General features: G+C 64.1%; 24 protein-coding genes. 13 read left to right on the top strand and 11 right to left on the bottom strand.

What is annotated here, in order from left to right:
- Positions 1-24: 24 nt before the first annotated feature.
- Positions 25-552: a protein-export chaperone SecB gene (gene secB, locus SMD31_RS08530; protein ID WP_320500389.1), complete on the bottom strand. Its 528-nt coding sequence runs from the start codon at positions 550-552 to the stop codon at positions 25-27.
- A gap of 210 nt (positions 553-762) precedes the next feature.
- Between secB and SMD31_RS08525 the strand changes: the two genes are divergently transcribed.
- Positions 763-1,452: an SDR family NAD(P)-dependent oxidoreductase gene (locus SMD31_RS08525; protein ID WP_320500388.1), complete on the top strand. Its 690-nt coding sequence runs from the start codon at positions 763-765 to the stop codon at positions 1,450-1,452.
- 63 nt (positions 1,453-1,515) lie between these two features.
- On the opposite strand, the gene SMD31_RS08520 is transcribed toward SMD31_RS08525, so the two are convergent.
- The 3 genes from SMD31_RS08520 to SMD31_RS08510 all read right to left on the bottom strand — a co-directional run bounded on the left by SMD31_RS08520 (position 1,516) and on the right by SMD31_RS08510 (position 3,237).
- Positions 1,516-2,031 (bottom strand): GNAT family N-acetyltransferase, encoded by a 516-nt coding sequence (locus SMD31_RS08520; protein WP_320500387.1) that lies wholly within the window; start codon positions 2,029-2,031, stop codon positions 1,516-1,518.
- A gap of 151 nt (positions 2,032-2,182) precedes the next feature.
- Positions 2,183-2,737: a histidine phosphatase family protein gene (locus SMD31_RS08515; RefSeq protein ID WP_320500386.1), complete on the bottom strand. Its 555-nt coding sequence runs from the start codon at positions 2,735-2,737 to the stop codon at positions 2,183-2,185.
- Complete coding sequence (locus tag SMD31_RS08510) at positions 2,734-3,237, bottom strand: FxsA family protein (RefSeq protein ID WP_320500385.1); 504 nt, start codon at positions 3,235-3,237, stop codon at positions 2,734-2,736. The genes SMD31_RS08515 and SMD31_RS08510 overlap by 4 nt, the downstream gene beginning before the upstream one ends.
- Before the next feature lie 339 nt (positions 3,238-3,576).
- Between SMD31_RS08510 and SMD31_RS08505 the strand changes: the two genes are divergently transcribed.
- The 7 genes from SMD31_RS08505 (at position 3,577) to SMD31_RS08475 (ending at position 9,806) form a co-directional block, all read left to right on the top strand.
- Positions 3,577-4,365: a Tim44/TimA family putative adaptor protein gene (locus SMD31_RS08505; protein ID WP_320500384.1), complete on the top strand. Its 789-nt coding sequence runs from the start codon at positions 3,577-3,579 to the stop codon at positions 4,363-4,365.
- A 35-nt stretch (positions 4,366-4,400) separates the two neighbouring features.
- Positions 4,401-5,576, top strand: a complete 1,176-nt coding sequence (gene mltA / locus SMD31_RS08500) for a murein transglycosylase A (protein ID WP_320500383.1) — start codon at positions 4,401-4,403, stop codon at positions 5,574-5,576.
- 6 nt (positions 5,577-5,582) lie between these two features.
- A complete protein-coding gene (locus SMD31_RS08495; RefSeq protein ID WP_320500382.1) occupies positions 5,583-6,380 on the top strand; it encodes a (Fe-S)-binding protein in 798 nt (265 codons plus the stop codon).
- On the top strand, positions 6,381-7,811 hold the full coding sequence (locus tag SMD31_RS08490; RefSeq protein WP_456077527.1) for a lactate utilization protein B: 1,431 nt from the start codon (positions 6,381-6,383) through the stop codon (positions 7,809-7,811).
- The gene (locus SMD31_RS08485; RefSeq protein WP_320500381.1) at positions 7,808-8,479 is read left to right on the top strand and encodes a LutC/YkgG family protein; all 672 of its coding nucleotides are present in this window, start codon (positions 7,808-7,810) and stop codon (positions 8,477-8,479) included. Before SMD31_RS08490 ends, SMD31_RS08485 begins: the two co-directional genes overlap by 4 nt.
- Entirely contained in the window at positions 8,479-9,345 is an 867-nt protein-coding gene (locus tag SMD31_RS08480; RefSeq protein WP_320500380.1) for a helix-turn-helix domain-containing protein, read from the top strand. Before SMD31_RS08485 ends, SMD31_RS08480 begins: the two co-directional genes overlap by 1 nt.
- Before the next feature lie 74 nt (positions 9,346-9,419).
- Positions 9,420-9,806 carry a VOC family protein gene (locus SMD31_RS08475; RefSeq protein ID WP_320500379.1) on the top strand — a complete coding sequence of 129 codons (387 nt, stop codon included), beginning with the start codon at positions 9,420-9,422 and terminating at the stop codon, positions 9,804-9,806.
- A 110-nt stretch (positions 9,807-9,916) separates the two neighbouring features.
- Here the strand turns inward: SMD31_RS08475 and dnaQ are convergent, their stop codons facing one another.
- From dnaQ to coaE, 3 genes are read right to left on the bottom strand one after another with little or no spacing between them, the layout of a single operon-like run.
- Positions 9,917-10,606, bottom strand: a complete 690-nt coding sequence (dnaQ, locus tag SMD31_RS08470) for a DNA polymerase III subunit epsilon (protein WP_320500378.1) — start codon at positions 10,604-10,606, stop codon at positions 9,917-9,919.
- Positions 10,599-11,474: a glutamate racemase gene (locus SMD31_RS08465; RefSeq protein ID WP_320500377.1), complete on the bottom strand. Its 876-nt coding sequence runs from the start codon at positions 11,472-11,474 to the stop codon at positions 10,599-10,601. Before SMD31_RS08465 ends, dnaQ begins: the two co-directional genes overlap by 8 nt.
- A 22-nt stretch (positions 11,475-11,496) precedes the next feature.
- Positions 11,497-12,105: a dephospho-CoA kinase gene (gene coaE, locus SMD31_RS08460; protein WP_320500376.1), complete on the bottom strand. Its 609-nt coding sequence runs from the start codon at positions 12,103-12,105 to the stop codon at positions 11,497-11,499.
- Positions 12,106-12,264: 159 nt separating this feature from the next.
- Here coaE and SMD31_RS08455 point away from each other — a divergent pair, with 159 nt between their 5' ends.
- From SMD31_RS08455 to SMD31_RS08440, 4 genes are all read left to right on the top strand, one after another.
- Positions 12,265-14,745, top strand: coding sequence for a cation:proton antiporter (locus SMD31_RS08455; RefSeq protein ID WP_320500375.1), 2,481 nt, complete (start codon positions 12,265-12,267; stop codon positions 14,743-14,745).
- Positions 14,738-15,736: a DMT family transporter gene (locus tag SMD31_RS08450; RefSeq protein ID WP_320500374.1), complete on the top strand. Its 999-nt coding sequence runs from the start codon at positions 14,738-14,740 to the stop codon at positions 15,734-15,736. Before SMD31_RS08455 ends, SMD31_RS08450 begins: the two co-directional genes overlap by 8 nt.
- A 159-nt stretch (positions 15,737-15,895) precedes the next feature.
- On the top strand, positions 15,896-17,410 hold the full coding sequence (locus tag SMD31_RS08445) for an aldehyde dehydrogenase (protein WP_320500373.1): 1,515 nt from the start codon (positions 15,896-15,898) through the stop codon (positions 17,408-17,410).
- Positions 17,411-17,548: 138 nt separating this feature from the next.
- Positions 17,549-18,670, top strand: a complete 1,122-nt coding sequence (locus SMD31_RS08440) for a tetratricopeptide repeat-containing serine protease family protein (protein ID WP_320500372.1) — start codon at positions 17,549-17,551, stop codon at positions 18,668-18,670.
- A 10-nt stretch (positions 18,671-18,680) separates the two neighbouring features.
- Here the strand turns inward: SMD31_RS08440 and SMD31_RS08435 are convergent, their stop codons facing one another.
- From SMD31_RS08435 to SMD31_RS08420, 4 genes are all read right to left on the bottom strand, one after another.
- On the bottom strand, positions 18,681-19,289 hold the full coding sequence (locus SMD31_RS08435) for a GNAT family N-acetyltransferase (protein ID WP_320500371.1): 609 nt from the start codon (positions 19,287-19,289) through the stop codon (positions 18,681-18,683).
- A gap of 381 nt (positions 19,290-19,670) precedes the next feature.
- Positions 19,671-20,105 (bottom strand): universal stress protein, encoded by a 435-nt coding sequence (locus SMD31_RS08430; protein ID WP_320500370.1) that lies wholly within the window; start codon positions 20,103-20,105, stop codon positions 19,671-19,673.
- Between the two features lie 69 nt (positions 20,106-20,174).
- A complete protein-coding gene (locus tag SMD31_RS08425; protein ID WP_320500369.1) occupies positions 20,175-21,173 on the bottom strand; it encodes an NAD(P)H-dependent glycerol-3-phosphate dehydrogenase in 999 nt (332 codons plus the stop codon).
- The gene (locus tag SMD31_RS08420; protein WP_320500368.1) at positions 21,170-22,192 is read right to left on the bottom strand and encodes a proline racemase family protein; all 1,023 of its coding nucleotides are present in this window, start codon (positions 22,190-22,192) and stop codon (positions 21,170-21,172) included. Before SMD31_RS08420 ends, SMD31_RS08425 begins: the two co-directional genes overlap by 4 nt.
- A gap of 117 nt (positions 22,193-22,309) precedes the next feature.
- Here SMD31_RS08420 and SMD31_RS08415 point away from each other — a divergent pair, with 117 nt between their 5' ends.
- The gene (locus SMD31_RS08415; protein ID WP_320500367.1) at positions 22,310-23,320 is read left to right on the top strand and encodes an ABC transporter substrate-binding protein; all 1,011 of its coding nucleotides are present in this window, start codon (positions 22,310-22,312) and stop codon (positions 23,318-23,320) included.
- Positions 23,321-23,324 lie beyond the last annotated feature (4 nt).

Genomic DNA, 23,324 nt, shown 5'->3' with positions numbered 1-23,324 from the left:
CGGGGGCCACGGTTGGGGCGGAAATCAGCTGGCGGCGCCGGCCGCCTTCTGCGCTTCGGCCTGCTTCAGCATTTCCTCGCGGCGCTCGCGGTACATGGCGACGAAATCGACCGGGTTGATGAGGAGCGGCGGGAAGCCGCCGGCTGCCACCGCATTGGCGATGATCTGGCGGGCGAACGGGAACAGCAGGCGCGGCGCCTCGATCATGACCAGCGGCAGCACGTGTTCCTGCGGCACGCGGCCCAGGCGGAAGGTGCCGGCATATTCGCATTCGGTGAGGTAGACCGACTTGTCGCCGATCTTGGCATCGACCGACATGAACAGCACGACTTCGATGTCGGGCGGGGTCAGGGGCTTTACGCGCACATCGACCCGGATCATGCCGGTGGGGGCTTCGGTCAGCGCCTTCGGGGTGTCGGAGCCAAGCGGGTTCTCGAAGGAAAAATCCTTGAGGAACTGATGCATAACCACCAAGGCCGGACCCGAATCAGCCTGGGCATCCGCTGCTGCATCGGCGCCGTTTGCGGCCGGGTTCTGGTTCTGGTCGGTCATGAAAGGCTCCTATAGGGCATAGATCGAAAGAAAAGGTCGGCGTTCCGCTACCATCCTTTGCCAGCCCAGGCAACCGTCAAGCCAGGCGGCGCGGAAACCCAGCGCGCAATCGTTGTGACCGTTCCGCGTCATCACGTCATATGCTAGACCCTGAAGATGGGCCTTGCGCAATCTGGGGCGCCAACGGCGAATGAAGGAAAACCCCGACACATGACACGGTATGCGATCATCGTCGGCGCCGGCAGCGGCCTCTCCGCCGCCATCGCCCGGGCCGCCGCCGCCGATGGATTCAAGCTGGTCCTGGTCGCGCGCGATATCGCCAAGCTGGCCCCCATGGTGGCTGAACTGGGCGCCCGCGCCATCGCCTGCGACGCCTGCGAACCGCATGCGGTCGAGCGCCTGTTTGCGGTGGCCGAACGCGATTTCGGCGTGCCGGAACTGGTCGTCTTCAATGCCGCCTACCGGGCGCGGGGATCGATCATCGATATCGACCCCGCCGAGGTCGAAGCGGCGCTGCGCAACAATGCGCTGGCCGGGTTCCTGGTGGGGCAGGGGGCGGCAAGGCTGATGCTGCCCGCGGCCAAGGGCTCGATCTTCTTCACCGGCGCCACGGCCGGGGTCAAAGGCTTTTCGGGTTCCGCCCCCTTCGCCATGGGCAAGTTCGCGTTGCGGGGCCTTGCGCAAAGCATGGCGCGTGAGCTCGGCCCCAAGGGCATCCACGTCGCCCATTTCATCATCGATGGCGGCATTGCCGGCACGCGCGGATCGCGCGCCGTCAATGAAGACGACGTGCTGCTCTCGCCCCAGGCGATCGCCGAGACCTATCTCAGCGTCCACAAGCAGCACCGCAGCGCCTGGACCCAGGAGATCGATTTGCGGCCCTGGAACGAGAGTTTCTAGGGACGCTTCCTGCCCCTTGGTCTTGGCACTCTTTCTCCGTCAAGCCCGGGGATGAAGTCTCGCCTAAGCGCCGCGTTGCTTTCTCAGGGCCAGATAGACGCTGTCGAACGACTTGCCGCCGATCTCGAACGTATCCTTGGCAAAGCCTGTGCGGATGAAGCCGTTGCGCGTCAAGAGGCGCAATGAGGATTCATTGTCGGGATCGACATCGGCCGTGATCTCGTCGAAACCCAGCGTGTCGAAGGCATAGGCGATCATGGCCTTCAGCGCTTCGCTGGCGAAGCCCTGCCCCTGACAGGCGGGATCGAAGAAGAAGCCGATCTCCGATCCTTGCCAGAACGCCATGCGGCCGACAACTTTGCCGTCATGAAGCACGGCGAAATCATGGGCCGCTCCTTCCGCCTGCGCCTCGACGCTGACGCGTATCCAGGCCTCCGTCTCCGCCAATTCCTTATGCGGCAAGGTCGACCAGAAGCGCATGACCTCGGGATCGGACATCCAAGGATGTAGCGCCGGCGCGTCTTCCATCGCCAGCGGCCGCAAGGTGAGGCGTCTTGTTTTTAGTGTGGGCAATGGCATGCAAGTGGACTCCGAAGGCCCCTCACCCCAACCCCTCTCTCCTGAGGGGCGAGGGGCTTGAAGCAAGTTCGGCCAGAAGCCCCTCGCCCCGCCCCGCCGACGAAGGTCGGCATTCGCCTCCAGGCGGGGAGAGGGGTTGGGGTGAGGGGTCTTACGCTCTGACCCGCGCTTTCCGTTCCTGGGTGGGGTCGAAGGGCACCAGTTCGGCATTGACGGCGGAATGACCGGTCAGCTGCAGGATGAAGCCCCAATGGCTCACCACCGCGACATGCTGCCAATCGGGCAAGGCGGCGGCGCGGCGGTGAAAGATCTGGCAGCGCTGTTCCACCTGGTCGCGTGTCTCGTTGAGATTGGGCCACCATGTCTCGTCGATGTGATCGAAGGCAAGAGTCGGCCAACGCTCCTTCAGCCGGCTGCGCGGGGTGCCGATGTCGCAATGGTAATGCGCATGCTCGTGTACGCTGTGCTCGATCTCGATCGGCACGCCCAATGTGCCGGCCACGATCTCGGCGGTCTGGATGGCACGGGTATAGGGGCTGGCAAGGACACGACGGATCGGATGCGCGTGGCCCTTGAGCTTCAGCGCGGATGCTTCGACCTGCCGGCGCCCCAATTCGGTCAGCTGCGGGTCGGGAATGCCGGGGTCGCGGCCCGTGAGGTCGTGATGGGCGTTGAATTCGGATTGGCCGTGGCGGATGAGGATCATGGGTTGTCGCTGCGCTGGTCGATGATGAGCGGGTTGGGTCGGTTCGTTTGCGGGCGCTCCGAGGTGTCGTCGGGCTCGACAATCTCGTATTCGCCCTCGATGACGGTCGTGCGGGTGCCGCCTTGGGGGCCGGAACGATAGACGCGGGTGTCGAAATGATGCGCCGCATGCCGCAGCAGGAAATTGCGGCTGAAGGGCAGCAGCAGGATGAGGGCGAGGATATCGCTGACGAAGCCGGGGACGATCAGCAGCAGGCCAGCCGTGACCATCACCGCCCCGTCGATCAGCGTGTGGCCAGGCTCGCGCCCTTCCTGCAAGGCCGTCTGCAGCTTGATGAGCGCATTGAGCCCGCCATGGCGGATGAGCGCCATGCCCGCCATGCCGGCCGCCAGCAGCCAAAGCAGGGTGAAGCCGAGGCCGATCCGGCCGCCGATCACCACGAAACCGGCGATTTCCAGCAGCGGCAGCGCGCAAATGAGGGCGACCAGCACCCGCATCATGACTCGCTGCCCCTCAAATCGGCAAAATCGGCGTTAAACCAGCCCTTTGCCGGCCGGATATGGGTTAAAATGCTCACGTTTCGCCTTGTCTGCCCGACCTGATACGGTCGGCCGCTACCGCGACTTGCTGTAACTGCACCGACTTCCTATGTAGAATGCCGTATCAACGCTTTAGCCCAAGGTCGGGAGCCGGTCCAGCCATGCTGTGCCACCTCAAATCGCTGAACCATCAGGCGGCCATCGGGTTTAAGGCGACGTGGGTTTAATTAGGTGACTAGGTGGTGGGCCAGCGCCAAGGGCGCAAGGTCGGCAGCCGCCAGGCAACGAGGATTTGGGTTCTTGCAACATCTCGATATCGTCTTTTTCGCCATCGTCGCCGTTGTCCTGGGCTGGAAGCTCTATTCCGTCCTCGGCCGCCGCACCGGCAATGAGCGCCGCGTCGACCCGTTCGCCAGGCCCGACCCCAAGGATCTCGCCAGCCGTCGCGGGGGCCCCCGCGACGATGCCGATGCGCCGGTCCAGATCGGCACCCGCCGCCCGACCATCGTCCGGCCGGAAAGCGATGCACCGGCGGAGGCTCCTGCCGCCAATGGCCAGCGCGATTACAGCGGCCGTAATGGCATGTCGCCGCGCGAGCGTCGCCAGATCGAAGCCGATATCGCCCGCGCGCCCGATGACGTGCGCGATGGGCTTGCCGCCATCGCCAAGGCGGATCCCAGCTTCAATCCGGCAGATTTCATCGGCGGTGCCAAGATCGCCTTCGAAATGATCGTGCAGGCTTTTGCTGCCGGCGAAACCAAGGCCCTGCAATCGCTGCTGGCGCGCGACCTTTATGAAAGCTTCGCCGCTGCCATCGCCGACCGGCAGGGCAAGGGCTGGAAGCAGAAGACGGTCGTCATCGGCATCACCCAGGCGCAAATCATCGCGGCCACCCTCAGCAACAAAGAGGCGCGTGTCACCATGAAACTGGTCAGCGAACAGACCAGTGTCACCGAGGATGCCGGCGGCAATGTGATCGAGGGCGACGCCGCCCATGTCGACAGCATCATCGACATCTGGACCTTCGCCCGCGACACCAGCTCGCGCGATCCCAATTGGCAATTGGTGCAGACCGACCAGCCGAGCTAAACGCACAATTGGGCTTCGGGGGAAGCAATCAGGGGATGCGGGGGATATACAGGAAGCAACGGCATGGCATTGGCGCCTGGTCGCGCCATGCGGTCGCCTGCCTCAGCCTCGCCTTCCTTACCGCCTGCACGCCGCCCGAAGTGCCGCCGGGCCTCAAGGTAAGCCCGGCCAGCTATTCCATGTTGCCCGGCTGGGGTGACGACACGCTGGAGGGCGTGCTGCCGGCCTTGCTCAATTCCTGCAAGGCGATCGGCAAGCAGCCCGATGATGCGCCGGTGGGGCCCAAGGCCCTGGCCGGCAATGCCGGCGATTGGCGCGCACCCTGCGCTGCGGCCAAGGAGGTCGCCACCGGTGCCGATGCGACTGTCGTGCGCAGCTTTTTTGAGCGCTGGTTTGTGCCCTTCCAGGCCGAAGATATGCGCGGCAATACCGGCCTCTTCACCGGCTATTACGAGGCGGAGCTTGAAGCCTCGCGCACGCCGGATTCGCTCCACATGTACCCGCTCTACCGCGCACCCAGGCAACCGACGCGTCTTACCCGCGCCGAGATCGAGGCCGGTGGCTTGCGCGGTCAGGGTCTTGAATTTCTCTGGGTGAAAGATCCGGTCGACGCCTTCTTCCTGCAGATTCAGGGCTCGGGCATCGTCAAGCTCACCGACGGCTCGGAAATCCGCGTCGGCTATGCGGGCAATAACGGCCAGGCCTTCGTGGCGATCGGCAAGCTGATGATCGCTGAGGGCATCATCGACAAGAACAGCGCCTCGATGCAGTCGATTCGCACCTGGCTCCGCGCCAATCCGGCTGAGGCGCGGGTGATGATGAACCGCAACCCGCGCTTCATCTTCTTCCGCGAGGTCAAGGAAAATGGCCCTGTCGGCGCCATGGGCGTGACGCTGACGGCCGGGCGCAGCCTTGCCGTCGATCCCGCTTTCGTGCCCTTGGGCCTGCCGCTGTGGCTCGATACCACCTGGCCGGTGGGGCATGGCGTGATTAAAAAAGGGGCACCGCTTCGCCGCCTGATGCTGGCCCAAGACGTAGGGACGGCGATCAAAGGCCCGGTCCGTGGTGATTTCTTCTGGGGCAGCGGCGAGGAAGCGCTGGCTTTCGCTGGCGCCATGAAGAATCCGGGGAAATGGTTCATGCTCTTGCCAGTGACCGCTGCAGCGCGCAAAACTCTCGACGTCGTCGATATCGTCAGCAGCCTGAAGTGAGTACGCGTGTCCAGCCAGCCTGAAACGGCCCAGCCAAGAGTGCAACCCGGCGCCAATGTCGCCCTGTTCGTCACCTGCCTCGTCGATCTCTTCCGCCCCAGCGTCGGCTTTGCCGCGGTGAAGCTGTTGGAAGAGGCCGGTTGCCGGGTGCATGTGCCCGAGGCGCAGACCTGCTGCGGGCAGCCCGCCTATAATTCCGGCGATCGCGAGATGGCGGTGGAACTGGCCAAGCAGACCATTGCGGCGTTTGAAGGGTTTGACTTCATCGTGGCGCCCAGCGGTTCATGCGGCGGCATGATCAAGCATCACTACCCGCAGCTCCTTGCCGAAGACAAGGAATGGGGGCCGCGCGCCAAGGCGCTGGCCGCACGGACCTTCGAACTGACGCAGTTCCTGGCCGAGCAATGCGGCCGTGTCGATTTCGGCGCGCAGCTCGACGGTCACGCGACCTATCACGATTCGTGCTCATCCTTGCGCGAGATGAATGTGAAGACGGCGCCGCGGCAATTGCTGTCCAATGTGGATGGCCTGACGCTGACCGAGATGCAGGAAACCGATGCCTGCTGTGGTTTCGGCGGCACGTTCTGCATCAAGTTCCCGGATGTCTCCAATTCCATGGCGGCGCGCAAAGTGGCGACGATCAACGAGACCGGGGCCGACTTGCTGCTCGCCGGTGACATGGGCTGCCTGATGAATCTCGCTGGCAAGATGCAGCGCGACGGTTCGAAGGTGAAGGTGCGTCATGTGGCCGAAGTCTTGGCCGGCATGACGGACGAACCGGCGATTGGTGAGGAGACCCGCTAGATGAGCATGGTCCCCACCAGCAATGCCTTCAAGGACAATGCGACCGGTGCGCTCAAAGACGCACCACTGCAGGAAGCACTCGGCATCGCCCGCTCGCATTCCATCCAGACGCGCCTCAACACGGTGGCGAAGCTGCCGGAATTCGAGCAGTTGCGTGACATCGGCCGCGACTTGAAGAATCACGTCATCGCCAATCTCGATTCGTATCTGCTGCAGTTCGAGCAATCGGTGATCGATCGCGGCGGCCATGTGCATTGGTGCCCGGATGGTGACTCGGCGCGCGCCAAGGTGCTGGAGATTTGCCGCAGCGTGAACGCCAAGACCGTCACCAAGGGCAAGACGATGATCGGCGAGGAGATCGGCATCAACGATTTCCTCTTTTCCAACGGCATCGAGCCAGTCGAAACCGATCTAGGCGAATACATCATTCAGCTGAGGGGCGAGACGCCCAGCCACATCATCGGCCCGGCGCTCCATGTCACCAAGGCGCAGGTCGAGGAAACCTTCCGCAAGGCCCATACCGAGCTTGACCCCAACCGTAATCTCGACGACGCCGCGACCCTGATGGCCGAGGCGCGGGAAAAACTGCGTGCCGGTTTCTTGAAGGCCGATGTTGGCATCACCGGCGCCAATTTCCTCATCGCCGACGAAGGGGCGACGACCATCGTCACCAATGAAGGCAATGGCGATCTGACGCAGACCCTGCCGCGCATCCATATCGTGCTGGCCTCGATCGAGAAGGTGGTGCCGAGCCTCAAGGACGCGATGACCCTGCTGCGCATCCTGGCGCGCTCGGCCACCGGCCAGGAACAATCGGTCTACACCACGTTTTCCAGTGGCCCGCGCCGGCCGGACGACCTCGACGGGCCGGAAGAATTCCACGTCGTCCTCATCGACAATGGCCGCTCGTCTTACCTCGGCACCGAGTTCGAGGAGATGCTGCGCTGCATCCGCTGCGGCGCCTGCCTCGATCATTGCCCGGTCTATCATTCGGTCGGCGGCCACGCTTATGGCTGGGTCTATTCCGGTCCCATCGGCTCGCTGCTGACCCCCGCCATCATGGGCGTCGAGAACGCCAAGCCCTTGCCCCATGCCTCGAGCCTGTGCGGGCGCTGCGAAGCCGTCTGCCCGATGCGCATTCCGATCCCCAAGATGCTACGGCATTGGCGCGAGACGGAATTCACCCGCGCCATCACACCACCCACGGAACGCTCCGGCATCCGCTTCTGGGCCTTCGTGGCGCGTCGGCCCAAGCTCTATCGCCTTGCCACCCGTATCGGCGCGCGCGTGCTCAAAGGCATGGCGGGCTCTCGCGGCCGGCTCGTTTCGGCACCGCTGGCCGGCGGCTGGACCAAGCACCGCGATCTGCCCGCCCCGCAGGGGAAGACCTTCCACGACCTCTGGAAAGAGAAGCAGGGAGACCGCGCATGACGACTGGTACAGGGCGCGACCGCATGCTGGCCTCGATCAAGGCCGGTATTTCCCGTCAGGCCGAACGCCGTCATGGCTCGGCGGGTCCCGCCAAGCCCGCACCGATCATCCCGGCACGGGCCACGGCACCCGGCGTCGATGTGGTGGATCTCTTCCGCACCATGCTCATTGCCGCCAAGGCGACGCTGGATGAGGTGAAAACCCGCGACGACGTGCCGGCAGCGGTGCAGAAATATCTCGCCGCCAACAATGCCGAAGCCCGCATTCGCCTCTCACCCGACAAGCGCGTCAGTTCCATAGCCTGGGACAAGGTGCCGCTCCTCGAAATCTCCAGCGGTCGCTCGCATGGCAAGGACCCGACCAGTGTGACCCCCGCTGTCGCCGTGGTCGCCGAAACCGGCACGGTGATCCTGCAATCTTCGAGTGAGACGCCGACCACGCTTCATTTCCTCCCCGACCAGCATGTGGTCGTCGTCGCGAAGAGCCAGATCGTCGGCACCTATGAAGATGCCTTGGCGCGCGTGAAGCGCGGCCCCGACGGCGGCCTGCCGCGGACGGTCAATTTCGTGACTGGCCCATCGCGTAGTGCGGATATCGGCAAGATCCTGCTGATGGGCGCCCACGGCCCGAAGAAGCTCCACGTCATCGTGGTGGATGAGGAACTCTGATGGGGCAACGCCTCCGCAGGCTCGGTGGGGCGACGCCTGGCGGGTCCTGGGAGGCGGTGTTTGCCACACCCGATCCGCGCCTCAAGGCGGTCGTGCTGGGGGATTACGCCGGCTGGGTCGAGCGCGGTAATCTCCCCGTCCTGCGCCGGCATCTGCCCAATGTCATGGTGCCAGTCATTTTGAATTTGGGGCCATTGTGGCGGGTCACCTCGCCGGCGCTCGCGGATGGTGAAACCGTCGCGGTCGATTCCTTCCTCGCTGGCATGCATGACCGCTTCGCCACCAGCTATTCCGACGGCAACAGTTTCTGCCTGCAGATCAATTTCACGCCGCTCGGTGCCCATCGCCTGTTCGGACTGCCGATGGCAGAACTCACCAACACCATCGTCGATTTCGTCGATCTGCTGGGCAAGGATGCCGCGCTGTTGCTGGCGCGCCTGCGCGACTGTGATGATTGGGCGGCGCGTTTCACGATCCTCGAGACCTTTCTCCTTCAGCGCTTCGCCGATGGACAGGAAGGGCGGCGCGAAATCGCCTGGGCGCTGCGGCAGCTGGAGCGGAGCGGCGGCTCTGTGCCGATCGGCGACCTAGCAACCGAAATCGGCTGGAGCCGCAAGAAACTCATTCACAGCTTCCAGCGGGAGACGGGGCTTGCACCCAAGGGCATCGGCCGCATCTATCGCCTCAACCGCATGCTGTCGCTGCTGCAGGGCGCTGCCCGGTCCAGCCTCGCCGAACTGGCGCAAGAAAGCGGCTATTATGACCAGGCCCATTTCAACCGCGATTTCCGCGACTTTGCCGGCCTCACCCCACGCGATTACCTCGCTGAAATCGCGCCGGACGCTTTGCGTGGTGCTGCCGGCTAGCGTCGGGAAAATTCGTCCAAGACCGGAAGCCGGGCTTCCCGCTAACGTCCTCTCATCACACATCGGAGGACGACATGACTGCCAAAATTTTCCCCGCCATCAAGTATGACGATGCGCCAGAAGCGCTGGGTTGGTTGAAATCCGCCTTCGGCTTCGAGCCCCATGCCGTGCACAAGGACGATGCCGGCGATATCCAGCATGCCGAGATGAAAATGGGCGAGGCGATGATCATGTTCGGCGGCAAACGCGCGCCGGACAAAACCAATCCCTGGTGCACCGAGCCGATGGGCGTCTATGTCTGCGTCGACGACATCGAGGCGCATTACGCACGGGCGAAGGCTGCAGGCGCCGAGATCGTGCGGCCCTTAGCGGATACGTTCTATGGTTCCCGCGAATATTCCGCGCGCGATTGCGGCGGGCATTTGTGGTCCTTCGGGACCTATGATCCGTGGAATGTTTGAGTTGTTGTCTCTGCCGTCATGCCCGGGCATGACCCGGCCATCCACTCTCTCAACTGCACCAGTGGATCCCCGGGTCTTCGCCCGGGGATGACGGTAAAAATCGCGGGGACTTACTGCAGCCAGATCGCGTCTTTGAGCTTGCCGATGAAGCTCTTATGCGCCGCCAATTCGTCGTCGGTCGCAACATGCGGGCGCGGTTCGCGGATGGGGCGGTTGCCGGCGGTGGTGCGCTTGGCAAAGTTGAGGTCGCTGCTGGAAGCCGTCTCGGCCGCCAGCACCAGGCCGGTTTGTCGGCCACCCAGCAATTCCATATAGACATCGGCAAGGAGCTGCGCATCGAGGAGCGCCCCGTGCAGGGTGCGGTTCGAATTGTCGATGTTGAAGCGTTTGCACAAAGCGTCGAGTGAGGCGGGCGAGCCTGGAAATTTGGTGCGCGCCATTTTCACCGTATCGATCGCGCGCTGGAAGGGGATCGCCTTGCGACCGTTCTTCTCAAGCTCATAATTGATGAACTTCATGTCGAATTCGGCGTTGTGGATCACCAGCGGTGAATCGGCCACGAATTCGAGAAACTCGTCCATGATGGCGGCGAATTTCGGCTTGTCGGCCAGGAAGGCGGTGGAAAGACCGTGGATGCGGAAGGCCGCGTCCGGCACCTCGCGCTCCGGGTTGAGATAGCGGTGGAAGTTGCGGCCGGTCTGGATGTGGTTCTCAAGTTCGATGCAGCCGATTTCGACCAGGCGGTCGCCGGTCACCGGATCGAAGCCGGTGGTTTCGGTGTCGAGCACGATTTCACGCATGATGTCGGATCCGGCTGGAGTGATTGGGCAGTGACTGCCAGGGAAGATGCCGGGGAAAGAACCGGCTGGCAAGCTGGCCGACCAAGGTGGGATCGCCCGTCGTATAGGCGCGGATTTCGGCCGGCAGGGTCCCGAAGCGCTTCATCTCCGGATGGCGGAAGAGATAGGCGGTGAGCGCCTCGGCCGTGCGCAAAGGCTGCGACAGGATGCGCACATTTTCCGGCAGGTGGGCGCGGAACAGCGGCTCAATCAGCGGGTAATGGGTGCAGCCCAAAACGACACTGTCGAGTGGCGCACCATCCAATTGTGCCTGCAGATCGGCGACGTATTGCGCCACCATGGCGTCAAGTTCGGCTTCATCGGCGCCGGCTTCGATGCGCCCGGCAAGATCCGGGCAGGCCTGCTGGAAGATGCGCACGCGCGGCGCCCGCTTTTCGACCTCGTGGCGATAGGCGCCCGATGCCACCGTGGCGCGGGTCGCGAACACGCCCAGGGTCTCAGGTGCGCGCGCCCAATCGCTGGCGGTCGCCTCGGCATGCCAGGGATTGTGCGCGATCTCCTCGACCATGGGGACGAGGACGCCGAGGCAGCGGTGATGCGGGAAATGCTGCGGCAGCCAATCCTGCTGCAGGCGACGCAGTGCCACGGCCGCCGCCGTGTTGCAGGCAAGGATCACCAGCGTGCAGCCCAGCGCAAAGAGGCTCGCCACCCCGTCCTGCGTCAACTGATAGATTTCGTCCGGTGAGCGCTGGCCGTAAGGCGCGTTGCCATGGTCGCCCAGATAGATGAAGCCCTGGCGCGGCAAGCGGTGATGCAGGGCATCGAGGATGGTCAGGCCGCCATGGCCGGAATCGAAAACACCTATCATCGCTTTTGTCGATCAAACCCCATTATCGTGATCGATTAAATCGATCTGACTTTAGCTCCCGCACGACGCGCGCCAAGGCGGCCAGTGTTGGCCGGCGCCCGAGCCCCGTATCCACCACCCAATCCGCCCGGCGCCGCTTCTCGGCATCCGGCATCTGGCTCTTGAGGATCTGGCGAAAGCGCTCGAGCGTCATGCCCGGCCTCTTCAATACCCGCTGACTTTGGAGGAATTGTGGCGCGGTCACGACCACGACCCCATCGCAGCGTTTTTCGCCGCCGGTCTCAAAGAGCAGGGGGATATCGAGCACGACGACGTCATGCCGCTCCTGGCGGCATTGTGTCAGGAAATCGCGCTCCGCCCGGCGCACCAGCGGATGCAGGATGGCCTCCAGGCGCTTCAGTTCGGTCTTGTTACCGAAGACCTTGGCACCCAGCGCTTTGCGATCGACGGCGCCGTCCTGGACGACGCCGGGAAAGGCCCGCTCTACCGCCGTCACCGCCTTGCCGCCCTGGGCCAGCAGGTTGTGGACGGCGGCATCGGCATCATGCACCGGCAGACCTAAGCTCCGCAGCATTTCCGCCGCGGTCGATTTCCCCATGCCGATGGAACCGGTAAGACCCAGAATACGCATCTTCTCCGATTGGCCCGCCGGCTGAGTCGTGTCAAGGCGGGCCGTATTGTGCCAGCCGTCACCAAACCTGCGGAAGGCGTTTGGACCCGGCGCCGATTCATGGGCTATAAGGGGCGGAAACCTGCCGATTTTGCCCCTTCGTAAAGGCGTCCAGCGTTTATGACCTCCATCGGTCTCGTTGTCTTCGGCCTCGTCAGCTTGCTGGCGCTGATGAGCCTGCTGCCGCCCTTGGCCGGCCGGCTGCGGCTGCCCTATTCGGTGCTGCTGGCGGTCGTGGGCGTGATATTGGGCCTGGCGGTGACCCTGCGGCCGGACCAGGCCATCCCCTCGCCGGCGCTCCATGATATTTTCGATGCGCTGGCCAGTGTCGAGATCTCGTCCGAATCCTTCATCCTCATCTTCCTTCCCACGCTGCTGTTCGAGGTGGCGCTGGCGATCGACGTGCGGCGGCTGCTGGACGATATCGCCCCCGTCCTCACCATGGCGGTGGTGGCGGTCGTCATCTGCGCGCTAACAGTCGGATTCACCCTGTCGATGGCCTCACCCGTGGGCGTCATCGCCTGCCTGCTGCTGGGCTCCATCGTTGCGACCACCGACCCTGCGGCCGTCGTCGGCATCTTCCGCGAGGTGGGTGTCCCCAAACGCCTCACCACACTGGTCGAGGGCGAGAGCCTCCTCAACGATGCCGCCGCCATCGCGCTCTTTGCGTTGCTGCTGCCGATGTTGCTCTCAGGGGGCGAGGGCAGCATCTCGGGCACCGTGCTCCGGTTCCTGATCAGTTTCGGCGGTGGGGCGCTTGCTGGCTTCGTCATGGCCTGGGCGGCCTGCATGCTGTTTCCCGTCCTCAATGGCTGGCCCAAGGCGGAAATCACCCTCACCATCGCATTGGCTTACTTGAGCTTCACCTTGCCGGAACATTATTTCCACGTCTCCGGCGTCGTCTCCTGCGTCGTCGCAGGCCTGGTCCTGGGCTCGGCCGGCAAGACGCGCATGCGGCCCGGGACGTTCGAACAGATGGAAGGTGTCTGGGGCCAGTTGGGCTTTTGGGCCAATTCGCTGGTCTTTCTGCTCGCTGCGATGTTCGTGCCGCGCATCATGGAAGGCACCAGCCTTATCGAGATCGGCTTTATCCTGCTGGTCTATGTGGCGACCCTCACGGCCCGCTTTGTCACGGTCTTTGCCCTGCTGCCGCTGCTCACCCATCTCGGCCTCATGCAGCGCATCAACAACCGCATCAAGACGGTGATCGTCTGGGGCGGCCTGCGTGGTGCCGTCTCCTTGGCGCTGGCCTTGGCCGTCATCGAGAACGAGGCGGTCCCTGCCAATATGCGCGATTTCATCGCCACCTCGGTCACCGGTTTCGTGCTGATGACGCTCTTTATCAACGGCATCACCCTGCGGCCGCTGGTCGGCTTCTTTCGCTTGAACCGTCTCAACCCCGTGGCGCGGGGTGTGCGCGACCGGGCCAAGCTGATGACCTTGACCGATGTTGCCAATGACCTTGCCGAGATCGCGCGGGCCGAGGGCATCGACCGCGATATCGCCGACAAGACCCTTTCCAGCATCGAGGCGCGCCTGGGTGTCGCGCGGGCGCGCTCCCATCGCGGCGTCGAGTTGATGGCCGACGAGATGGTCAAGGTCGGCCTCACCGTCGCCGCCGCCCATGAGGTCGAGCGCTGCTTCGACCTCCTCAACGAACGCATCGTCGACCGGCGCATTGCCGAAATGCTGCTGCGCGAGGCGCAGCATGTGCGCGAAGCCGTGCGCGGGACGGGGCGCAAGGGCTATGTGATGGCCGCCGAACGCGGCCTCGGCTTCGGCCCCGCCTTCCGCTTTGCCATGTGGGTGCAGCGTACGATCAGGTTCGAAAAGCCCCTGGCGGCAGCGCTTGCCGACCGGTTCGAATTCCTGATGATGCAGCGCCAGGTGCTGTCCGACCTCGTCCCCTTCGCACGAGACCGCTTGCAGCCTTTGATCGGTGAGGAAGCGGCGGATGAGATCATCAAGCTGACGGCGCGGCGCATCGAGGCGGTCGACCAATCGCTCCTCGCCTTGAAGCTGCAATACCCCGCCTATGCCGCCGACCTGCAGCGGCAATATCTGGGGCGCATCGCGCGGCAGCGGGAAAGTGCCGCCTATCAGGCGCTGGCTGCCAATCTGGTGGTGAGCGGCGAGGTGGAGCGGGAACTGACCGCAGAACTGGAACGGCATTGGACCGGTCTCGACGGGCGACCCAGGCTCGATCCGGAACTCTCCGCTATCGATCTGGTGGCGCGCGTGCCGATCTTCCGCGACCTCGACATCAAACGGCAACAGGCCATCGCCCATCTTCTGACGCCGCAATTGGCGCTGCCGGAAAGCGCCGTGGTGCGCCGCGGTGACAAGGGGGATGCGATGTATTTCATTGCCTCGGGCGCCGTCCGCGTCGTGGTGGAGCCCAGCGTCGAATTGGGGTCGGGCGATTTCTTTGGCGAACTCGCCCTCCTCACTGGCCATCCCAGGAATGCCGATGTGGTGGCCCTGGGCTTCTGCAAGTTGCTGGCATTGAAAGCGCGCGACTTCCAGCGCTTGCTCGCCCAGGATGCGGGCCTTAAGGCCCGCATCGAGCAGGTCGCCAAGGAGCGCCTCAACCTTGGCTGACAAACCCCTTTCCGCGGGGGAGAAGCAGATCGCCGGCGACCGCCCGCTTTTCGGCATCCTTTGCCTGGTCACCGCCGGTTTCGTCTTTTCCTTCTTCAACGCCATCGTCAAACATCTGAGCACCAATGGCATGCCGGTGATGGAGGTGGCCTGGGGCCGCTATGTCTTCCATCTCCTCTTCGCGCTGGTTTACGCAGGTCTCGCGCGGCATATCGAGCGGCCGGCGGTAGCACCAGTGCAAACCTATTGGTGGCAGCCCTGGCGCGAGATGCTGCGGGCGCGCAAGCCCGGCCTCCAATTCCTGCGCTCGCTCCTCATGCTGGCCACCACGCTGCTGTTCTTCCTGGCGGTCAGCCATATCGACCTTGCCTCGGCCACAGCCGTCGCCTTCGTCGAGCCGATGGTCATTACGATCCTCTCCTTCTTTCTGCTGAAGGAGCAGGTCGGCGTGCGCCGGTGGAGTGCCGTCGCCATCGGGTTCATCGGCGTGCTCATCGTCATTCGCCCCGGTTTCGGCATGGTCAGCCTCGCCATCCTGTTGCCCGTCTTCTCCGCCTCGACGGGCGCCACCTATAACGTGCTGACGCGCATTGCCGCGCGCTATGACAGCAATGTCACCTCGCTGTTTTATGCGGCGCTCGTTGGCTGCCTGGTCTTGAGCGCCTTCATGCCGCTGGTCTGGCAGGCGCCAAGCGTCAACGAATGGCTGTTGCTGGCAGCACTCGGGTTTTCAGGTGGATTGGCGCATACCCTTGTCATCCGCGCCTTCACTTTCGCCTCCGCCTCGATCATCGCGCCCTTCATCTACCTGCAACTGGTCTGGGCGACTGCCATCGGCTATGTCTGGTTCGACATGCTGCCCGCGATCACGACCTGGATCGGTGGCGCCGTCATCATCGCCACCGGCATCTACACCGCGCACCGTGAGCGCATCCGCGGGCGGGAAAAAATGGCACCCGTCTTGGCGACCGACATATCCCCCAAGGGATAGGCGTTTTGCCGCAGCCGGCGAAAGGCGGCGCCCCTGGCGGCAAAAATGACCGCGGTGGTATGATTTCTCCGAAGCCAAGGCTGCCAAAGAACGGTGAGAAGCCGCTAGCCAACATGATGGGCCTGAAACGACCGGGCCGCCAATGGAGGAGATGAGGCCATGAACCTCGAGCAAGCAAAGCAACTCGACAAGAAGGCGTTCAAGAAATACGCCGACAAGCTGAAATTCGAGACGCGCAACTTCATCGACGGCAAGTTCGTCGACGCCAAGAAGGGCAAGAAGTTCGAGACAATCAACCCGGCGACCGGCGAGGTCATCACCTCGGTCGCACGTTCCGACGCGTCCGATGTCGATCTCGCTGTGAAGGCTGCCAGGAAGGCGTTCAAATCGGGCGTCTGGTCCCGTATGGCGCCGCGTGATCGCATGACGGTCATCTACAAATTCGGCCAGCTCATCACCGACAATGCGCTGCAATTCGCACTCCTCGATTCGACCGACATGGGCAAGCCGATCAGCGAAATGCTGAACATCGACATCCCGGGTGCGGCGATGACGTTCCAGTATTTCGGCGAGACGATCGACAAGATCGAAGGCACCGTCACCTCGACGGCACCGACCGAATTCCACTACATCCTGCGCCAGCCTTTGGGCGTCATCGGCTGCATCGTGCCGTGGAACTATCCGCTGATGATGGCCGCCTGGAAGATCGCCCCGGCTTTGGCCGCCGGCAATTCGGTCATTCTGAAGCCCGCCGAGCAATCGCCGCTCTCTGGCAATCTCCTTGCCAAGCTGTTCATGGAAGCGGGCGGCCCGGCCGGTGTGCTCAATGTCGTGCAAGGGCTCGGTGAAGAGGCCGGGAAGGCGCTGGCGCTTCATATGGATGTCGACAAGATCGGCTTCACGGGTTCGACTGAAGTCGGCAAGCTGATGATGATCTATGCCGGCCAGTCGAACATGAAACGCGTCACCACGGAATGCGGCGGCAAGACCCCGCAGATCGTCACCGCCGACGCGCCCGATCTCGACACCGCCGCGCAATATGCAGTGAACGGCATCTATGGCAACCAGGGCGAAGTCTGCAACGCCGGCTCGCGCATCCTGGTCGATGCCAAGATCCATGACGCCTTCGTCGAAAAGTTCCTGGAGAAGGCCAAGGCCAGCTTCAACCCCGGCGATCCGCTGGACCCCGCCACCACCATGGGCCCGCTGGTGACCAAGGAACAGCAGAAGCGCGTCCTTGGCTATATCGACATCGCCAAGAAGGAAGGCGCCAAGCTCAGCCTTGGCGGTGCTGTGCCCAAGGGGCTGGAGAAGGGCTGCTATGTGACGCCCACACTCTTCACCGGCGTCAATAACAAGATGCGCATCGCTCAGGAAGAAGTGTTCGGGCCGGTCGGCACGATCCTGCCCTTCAAGAAGCTCGACCAGGCGATCGAGATCGCCAATGATTCGATCTATGGCCTTGCCGCCTCGATCTGGACCTCGGACGTTTCCGTCGCCCACAAGGCCGCGCGCGACATCGAAGCCGGCATCGTCTGGGTCAATTGCTTCGACCATGGCGACATGACCTCGATCTGGGGTGGGTTCAAGCAATCCGGCATGGGCCGCGACAAATGCCTGGAGACGCTCACCACCGTCACCCAGACCAAATCGGTCTGGATGCATCTGGGCTGACGGCGAGGTCTCTCTTTGCAAGCGGCAAGAGCGGCGGGGCAACCTGCCGCTCTTTTTCTTTGCGCGCGATCCGCGCCTGCGCCATAGAATTACTGGTGGCGCGGGTGGGGTTGCCCGCAATCAAAAAGGATCGTCAGCTTGTTCCGTAACGTTGGTGCCAGCGCGCTTGTCCTCACCTTTGTCGCGTCTTTCGCCGTTCCCGCCACAGCCGATTCCGCCACGCAATGCCTCTCGGGCCTTGGCTCGGACGGCAAGCTGCAGAGCGGGGCCGATGCCGCGAAGGTCGCCGATGCCTGCCTCAACGCCGCCGGCGCCGGCGACATGCAGGCGCTTTACCGCGCCGGGCTGGTATTGGAACAGGGTATCGGCCGCCCGAAAGACAAGGCGAAGGCGGAAAACTGGTATCGGAAGGCCGCCGGCAAGGGCCTGGTCGATGCCCAATTGGCTTTGGGGCGCCTGGCCGAGGCGGAAATGAAACCCGATCAGGCGCTGGCCTGGTATGGCCGTGCTGCTTTGAAGAACAACAAGCCGGCCCTTCAAGCCCTGCAGCGCCTGCGCGTCGAAAGACCGAAGGCGATGTGGGATGCCGCCGAATTCACCCTCGAGATCGATCCCAGCCTGGGCACGGATGCGCAATTTGCCAAATCCGGTTCGGGCATCGTCATCGGGTCGGATCTGGTGCTGACCAACGAGCATGTCGTCTCCGGTTGCACGCAGATGGCGGTGGCGCCCGGCCTGCCGGCGCGGGTGCTGGCGAGCGATGCCGGGAAGGACCTCGCTGTCATCAAGACGACGATCCCGCTTGGTTCGCCGGTGCCGTTCGCGCCCGGCAAAACGCTTGCACCAGAGATGACGCTCTATACCGGCGGCTATCCTGGCATCGGCAGTGACGCCCCGACCTTCGTCATGACCACCGGGCAGCTCTCCACCCGCAAGATCGGCACGGACGATGCGCCGGATTACTGGCTGCTCAGCAACCAGATCAATCCCGGCAATAGCGGCGGGCCGCTGTTCGATGACAGCGGCCGGGTAGTGGGGGTCGTGGCGGCGGAACTGCCGGTGACCGGTATCGTCAAGAAATCGGCACCCAAGGGCGCCCATGAGGGCATGGCGGTGCGTTCCGAATGGGCGCGCGCCTTCCTTGACCAGCACCATATCGCCTACACCACGGCGGAAACGGGGCCGGTCAAGGATGCAGCGGCAGACATGGAACGCCATGCCGCCGCCGCCACTGTGCTGGTGGAGTGTTTCGAGAAATAGGGGCTGTCTTTTAGCGCGCGTCGAGCTGTGCGCCGTCGGCCTGTGCCGCCCCAAGGGGCGCCAAGGCTGGGTCGATCGCCGCCGGCGCGATGCTGCGGCCGTGGATATGGCGAATATCGCCGCGCACGACGCCGAGCAGGCCGCGTTTCAGCGGCGCCACCTGCAATCGCTCGGGCCGCTTCTCGCCCGGCATGACGAAGCCATGCGGCGTCGCCGGCACGAAACCGAAGCGCTTGTAATAATCGACATCGCCGACCAGCAGCACCAGATCGTGGCCCATCTCGGCCGCGACTTCGAGCGTGCGGAAGGTGAGGGTGCGACCGATCCCCTTGCCGGCCAGGCGCGGCGTGATGCCAAGCGGGCCCAGCAGCAACGCGGGATGGTTCGTGGGGCCGACATGGACCGGCCAATAGCGGATGGTACCGACCACTTCATCGCCGAGCATGGCGACATAGGAGAGTTCCGGCACGGGGTCGACGCCGTCTCGGAACAGATAGGACGCCTTATCTAACCGCGTCGGCCCGAAGACGTAATCGAGCATCTGCTCGACCGCCCCGGTCAACGCGGCCGGTTCAGGCTTGATGGTAAAGTTCAGGGTCGGGGTGTTCTTGTCGGTCATCTTGCAAGAGATCCTTATGGAAAAGCGGTGTGTGGTTGAGTGCAGGCCGCGGTATCGGCCTTGCGTTCCGCTTCGGATCTCAGTGGGTGTCAGACACCCACTTGCCTCCTATGCCTCTCGCGCAGCCGATTCCGCCAGCCGCTGGGAGCGAAGCCCGGCGGTGGTCAGCGATCGTCGTCGGAGACACAGGGTGGACATGGAATAGCCTGTCGGCTGTTGCAAGTGACAGGTTACATAAGACACCTTGCCCCCTGAATCCATAGAAAATTCATGGCGGCAAAATGACATTTCCGTGCGTGGCATATTTGCAGCAGCCGGTGTGGCGCCCCCTCACCCCAACCCCTCTTCCCACTGCGTGGGGTGAAGGGTGTTCTGAAGGCTCTAGCGAACCACAGTGACCGGGCAATGCGCGAGGTTGACGACATCCGCCGCCACCGAGCCGATCAGGAAGCGCCTGGCGCCGGTGAGGCCGGCCGAGCCCATGACGATGTGGTGGTAGGAGTTCTTTTCGGCGTAATCGACGATGGTCTTGGCAATCTCGCTGCCCGGCGCCCGGACGGCGGCGATCCGCCGCAAGCCAGCCTTCAAGGCCTGTTCGATGGCGAGGATCAGCGGCTTGTCGACCGGCATCTTGCCGGCGACCAGCGCCTCGGCATCCCAGATCGTAGGCGTTTCGCCCTCATCCGTGTCGACCACGGTGACGAAGGAAAGCGGCAGCGCCAAGCGCTGCGCCAGTTCGATCGCAAAGGTCACCGTCTTGGCCGAGGGGGCCGAGCCATCGGTGGCGCAGAGGATCTTGTCCATGGTCACGGTCATCGGCTGGCTCCGTTCCTCAATCTGGTCATTCGCATTCGCAACGCTGCCTATTCGCTTTCGCGCCGCAGTCTATTCACTTTCACGACGCAGGGGCCGCGACAGCAGGGCGCCGACTTCCGCATCCAACCGGCTGCCCTGGTGCAGGATCCGGTTGACTGCCTCGGCGATCGGCATTTCGACACCCAGCGACCGCGCCAGGGTGACCACGGCGGAGGCGGTTGTCACACCTTCGGCAACGCTGTGGCGCTGGCTGAGGATCTCGGCCAGGGTCCGACCCTGGCCCAATTCCTGCCCCAGCGACATGTTGCGCGATTTGGGTGAGGAACAGGTTAATACAAGATCGCCGAGTCCGGCGAGGCCCATCAGGGTCTCCGACCGGCCGCCTTTGGCCAGCACCAAGCGCGAAACCTCGGCAAGGCCCCGGGTGATGAGTGCCGCCCGGGCATTGTCGCCGAGGCCCGCCCCCATCACCATGCCGCAGGCGATGGCCAGCACGTTCTTGACCGCCCCCGCCACCTCGACCCCGGCGAGGTCATCCGAGCCATAGGGGCGGAAGGCGCCGTGGCTCAAGGCCAGCATCAGATCGTCGACCAGGGCGCCGTCGGTGCCGGCAATGGCGACGGCGGTGGGCAGCGAACGCGCCACATCGATGGCAAAGCTGGGGCCTGACAGGGCGGTGACCCGCGCTGACGGCAGCTCACTGGCCGCGATTTCATGCAGCAGCAACCCGCTTTGCTGCTCGATCCCCTTGGCGCAGAGCACCAGGGCGGCATGGCCCGGCCAATGCGGCCGCGCCGCACGGCAGAAGCCGCGCAGATGTTGCGCCGGCTGGGCGTAAAGGATGGCTTCCGCCTGCAAGGCGTGGGGCAGATCGCTGGTAAGGGTGATCGCCTCCGGCAAGGCGATGCCGGGCAGGTAATCAGCATTCTGGCGCTGCGCTGAAATGTCGGTGGCCAGTTCCGCCCGGCGGACGAACAAGGTCGTCTGTCGGCCGGCACGGGCAGCGATCAGGGCCAGTGCCGTGCCCCAGGCACCGGCACCGATGATGGAAACCCGTTCGATGCTCATCGCAGCAGGAACCCGGCGGCGAGCGGATCTTCGGGTTCGACCGTGAAGACGGATTGGCCGGTATAATAGGCGCGGCCGGCGACTTCGGCCCGGATGGCCGCGAAGTTGCCCGTCTTCAGTTCGGCGGCAACCCGGCCCTCAAAGATGCTGCCGGTGACGCTTTCAAACCGGCGCCATTCGCCCATCGCCACCTGCCGACGCGCCGCCAGCAAGGCCAGGCGCGCAGTCACGCCGCTCCCCGTTGGAGACCGATCGACTTCGTCCGCCGCGAAGACACAGATATTGGCCGAAGGTGCGGCGGCGCCATCGCCACCATCGGTCAGAATCGTGCCATAGAGGAAGGCGAGGTCGGCGTCATCGGGATGATCCAGCTTCACTTGCGCCTTGACGGCTTCGGTGACGGCACTCGCTGCCGCCACCAGATCCTTGGTACGCGAGCGCTTCACGTCCAGCCCAAACTCGCTGGCCGGCAGGAACGCATAGAACGCGCCGCCATAGCCGATATCAAGCGTGATGCGTCCCTTGCCCGGCAGGTCGATCTCGCGGTCGAGCGCGAAGGCGAAAGCCGGCACGCTGAGGAAACGGGCGCGGCCGTCCTGCTCCACGCTGACCTCGACCAGGCCGCAGGGGCATTGCAGCTTCAGCCGCGCGATCCCGTCGGCGCCGGCTTTGATCAGCCCCTGGTCCAGCGCATAGCGGCCAAGAGCGATGGTGGCATGGCCACACATCGTGCTGTAGCCCTCGTTATGGATAAACAGCACCGCCATGTCGGCACCGGGAATATCGGGTTCGACGGGCAGCACGCCATACATGTCGTAATGGCCGCGCGGTTCGAACATGATGAGGCGGCGGAAGGCATCGAGTTGACGCATCGCGAAGCGGCGCTTTTCCAGGATCGTCCCGCCGGAAATCGTCGGATAGCCCCGGGTGACGATGCGCACCGGCTCGCCGCCGGTATGCATCTCGATCGTTTCGATCCGCGTACCCGCATCGGGCCTTGCAGCATCGGCAGCCGTCATGTCGAGGTCGTCCCCTCAATTTGCGCAAACACCTTACCGCCTGTAATCTGCCGGCACGTGATAATCAAGCCTTCGCCCGCGTTGCACCCCCAAGCCGTCACTCTCAGGCGTTCACCCATGATCCTGCGTCCCCTTCTGCTGCCGGTCGTACTCGTGGTCTTTGGCACCCTCGCCGCCAGCGCCCTCCCGGCCGCGGCGCAGACGACCCGGATCCCGCTGAAGGTGGCGCTGCCGGAAGGGCCGGATACGCGCGCGGCCGGCTTTCTCATCGCCCAGCAGCGCGGCTACTTTGCCGATGCGGGGCTCGATGTCACATTCCAGAAGCTGGGCTATGGCCGCTCGCCGATCGATCCTTTGAACGACGCCAAGGCCGACCTCGCGGTCGAGATCATGCCGATCGCGCTCGCCAAGCGCGAACGCGGCGCCGACGTCGTGCATGTGGCGCAGATCTTCCAGCGCGCGACGCTCGCACTCTATTGCCGGGCGACGATCGATCAGCCGGCCAAGCTCGCCGGTCACAATGTTGGTGTCTGGCTCGACGGGTGGGAAAGCCCCTTCTACGCCTGGCTCGGGCGCTTGGGGCTCAGTTATTTCGCGACCGGCAGCGGCGTCACCATCGTGCGCCAGGGGACCGATGCCGAGATCTTCGTCGAGAACGAGGTCGACTGCCTGACCACGACGACCTACCGGGCGCCCCTTGCCCTTGGGGCGGATGCGGTGACGGAAAAACACCTCATCCCCTATCGCTATCAGGATCTCGACCTCGGCGTGCTGGAAGACGGGCTTTATGCACGCGCGGCCGACCTCAAGGACCCGGTGCGCATCGAGACCTTCCGGCGCTTCCTTGCCGCCGCCGCGCGCGGCTGGCAGAGCCTGCATGATGATCCGAGCGAGGCCGAGCGACTGATCATGGCCCTGCCCGACAGTGCGAGGCTCGATGCGAAAGCCGTGGCGGAATCGCTTGCCGCCGTGTCGGAAGCGGTGGGCGTCGACAATATCGATCTTGGGACCCTGGACGATGCCGCCTACGACCGCACGGTTCTGCTGCTGCTGACCGGAGCACCCGATCCCACGCTGGCTGCGGCCCCGTCCGGGGCCGTCAGTGCGGTCCTGCGGCAGGTCCCCTAGCCGC

Origin of the sequence: Dongia rigui (assembly GCF_034044635.1) — a bacterium.
GTDB classification, from domain to species: Bacteria; Pseudomonadota; Alphaproteobacteria; order Dongiales; family Dongiaceae; genus Dongia; species Dongia rigui.
Note: the sequence above shows the minus strand (reverse complement) of the source record. Positions and strands in the feature narration are given on the sequence as shown.

Excerpts from the sequence above, each read along its gene's own strand:
- coaE (WP_320500376.1), bottom strand. The coding sequence starts at position 12,105 with ATGCGTATTCTGGGTCTTACCGGTTCCATCGGCATGGGGAAATCGACC.
- SMD31_RS08485 (WP_320500381.1), top strand. The coding sequence starts at position 7,808 with ATGACGACTGGTACAGGGCGCGACCGCATGCTGGCCTCGATCAAGGCC.
- SMD31_RS08445 (WP_320500373.1), top strand. The coding sequence starts at position 15,896 with ATGAACCTCGAGCAAGCAAAGCAACTCGACAAGAAGGCGTTCAAGAAA.
- SMD31_RS08475 (WP_320500379.1), top strand. The coding sequence starts at position 9,420 with ATGACTGCCAAAATTTTCCCCGCCATCAAGTATGACGATGCGCCAGAA.
- SMD31_RS08510 (WP_320500385.1), bottom strand. The coding sequence starts at position 3,237 with ATGATGCGGGTGCTGGTCGCCCTCATTTGCGCGCTGCCGCTGCTGGAA.
- SMD31_RS08480 (WP_320500380.1), top strand. The coding sequence starts at position 8,479 with ATGGGGCAACGCCTCCGCAGGCTCGGTGGGGCGACGCCTGGCGGGTCC.
- mltA (WP_320500383.1), top strand. The coding sequence starts at position 4,401 with ATGCGGGGGATATACAGGAAGCAACGGCATGGCATTGGCGCCTGGTCG.
- SMD31_RS08515 (WP_320500386.1), bottom strand. The coding sequence starts at position 2,737 with ATGATCCTCATCCGCCACGGCCAATCCGAATTCAACGCCCATCACGAC.
- SMD31_RS08420 (WP_320500368.1), bottom strand. The coding sequence starts at position 22,192 with ATGACGGCTGCCGATGCTGCAAGGCCCGATGCGGGTACGCGGATCGAA.
- SMD31_RS08525 (WP_320500388.1), top strand. The coding sequence starts at position 763 with ATGACACGGTATGCGATCATCGTCGGCGCCGGCAGCGGCCTCTCCGCC.
- SMD31_RS08430 (WP_320500370.1), bottom strand. The coding sequence starts at position 20,105 with ATGACCGTGACCATGGACAAGATCCTCTGCGCCACCGATGGCTCGGCC.
- SMD31_RS08455 (WP_320500375.1), top strand. The coding sequence starts at position 12,265 with ATGACCTCCATCGGTCTCGTTGTCTTCGGCCTCGTCAGCTTGCTGGCG.
- SMD31_RS08490 (WP_456077527.1), top strand. The coding sequence starts at position 6,381 with ATGAGCATGGTCCCCACCAGCAATGCCTTCAAGGACAATGCGACCGGT.
- SMD31_RS08520 (WP_320500387.1), bottom strand. The coding sequence starts at position 2,031 with ATGCCATTGCCCACACTAAAAACAAGACGCCTCACCTTGCGGCCGCTG.
- SMD31_RS08425 (WP_320500369.1), bottom strand. The coding sequence starts at position 21,173 with ATGAGCATCGAACGGGTTTCCATCATCGGTGCCGGTGCCTGGGGCACG.
- SMD31_RS08415 (WP_320500367.1), top strand. The coding sequence starts at position 22,310 with ATGATCCTGCGTCCCCTTCTGCTGCCGGTCGTACTCGTGGTCTTTGGC.
- dnaQ (WP_320500378.1), bottom strand. The coding sequence starts at position 10,606 with ATGCGTGAAATCGTGCTCGACACCGAAACCACCGGCTTCGATCCGGTG.
- SMD31_RS08435 (WP_320500371.1), bottom strand. The coding sequence starts at position 19,289 with ATGACCGACAAGAACACCCCGACCCTGAACTTTACCATCAAGCCTGAA.
- secB (WP_320500389.1), bottom strand. The coding sequence starts at position 552 with ATGACCGACCAGAACCAGAACCCGGCCGCAAACGGCGCCGATGCAGCA.
- SMD31_RS08465 (WP_320500377.1), bottom strand. The coding sequence starts at position 11,474 with ATGATAGGTGTTTTCGATTCCGGCCATGGCGGCCTGACCATCCTCGAT.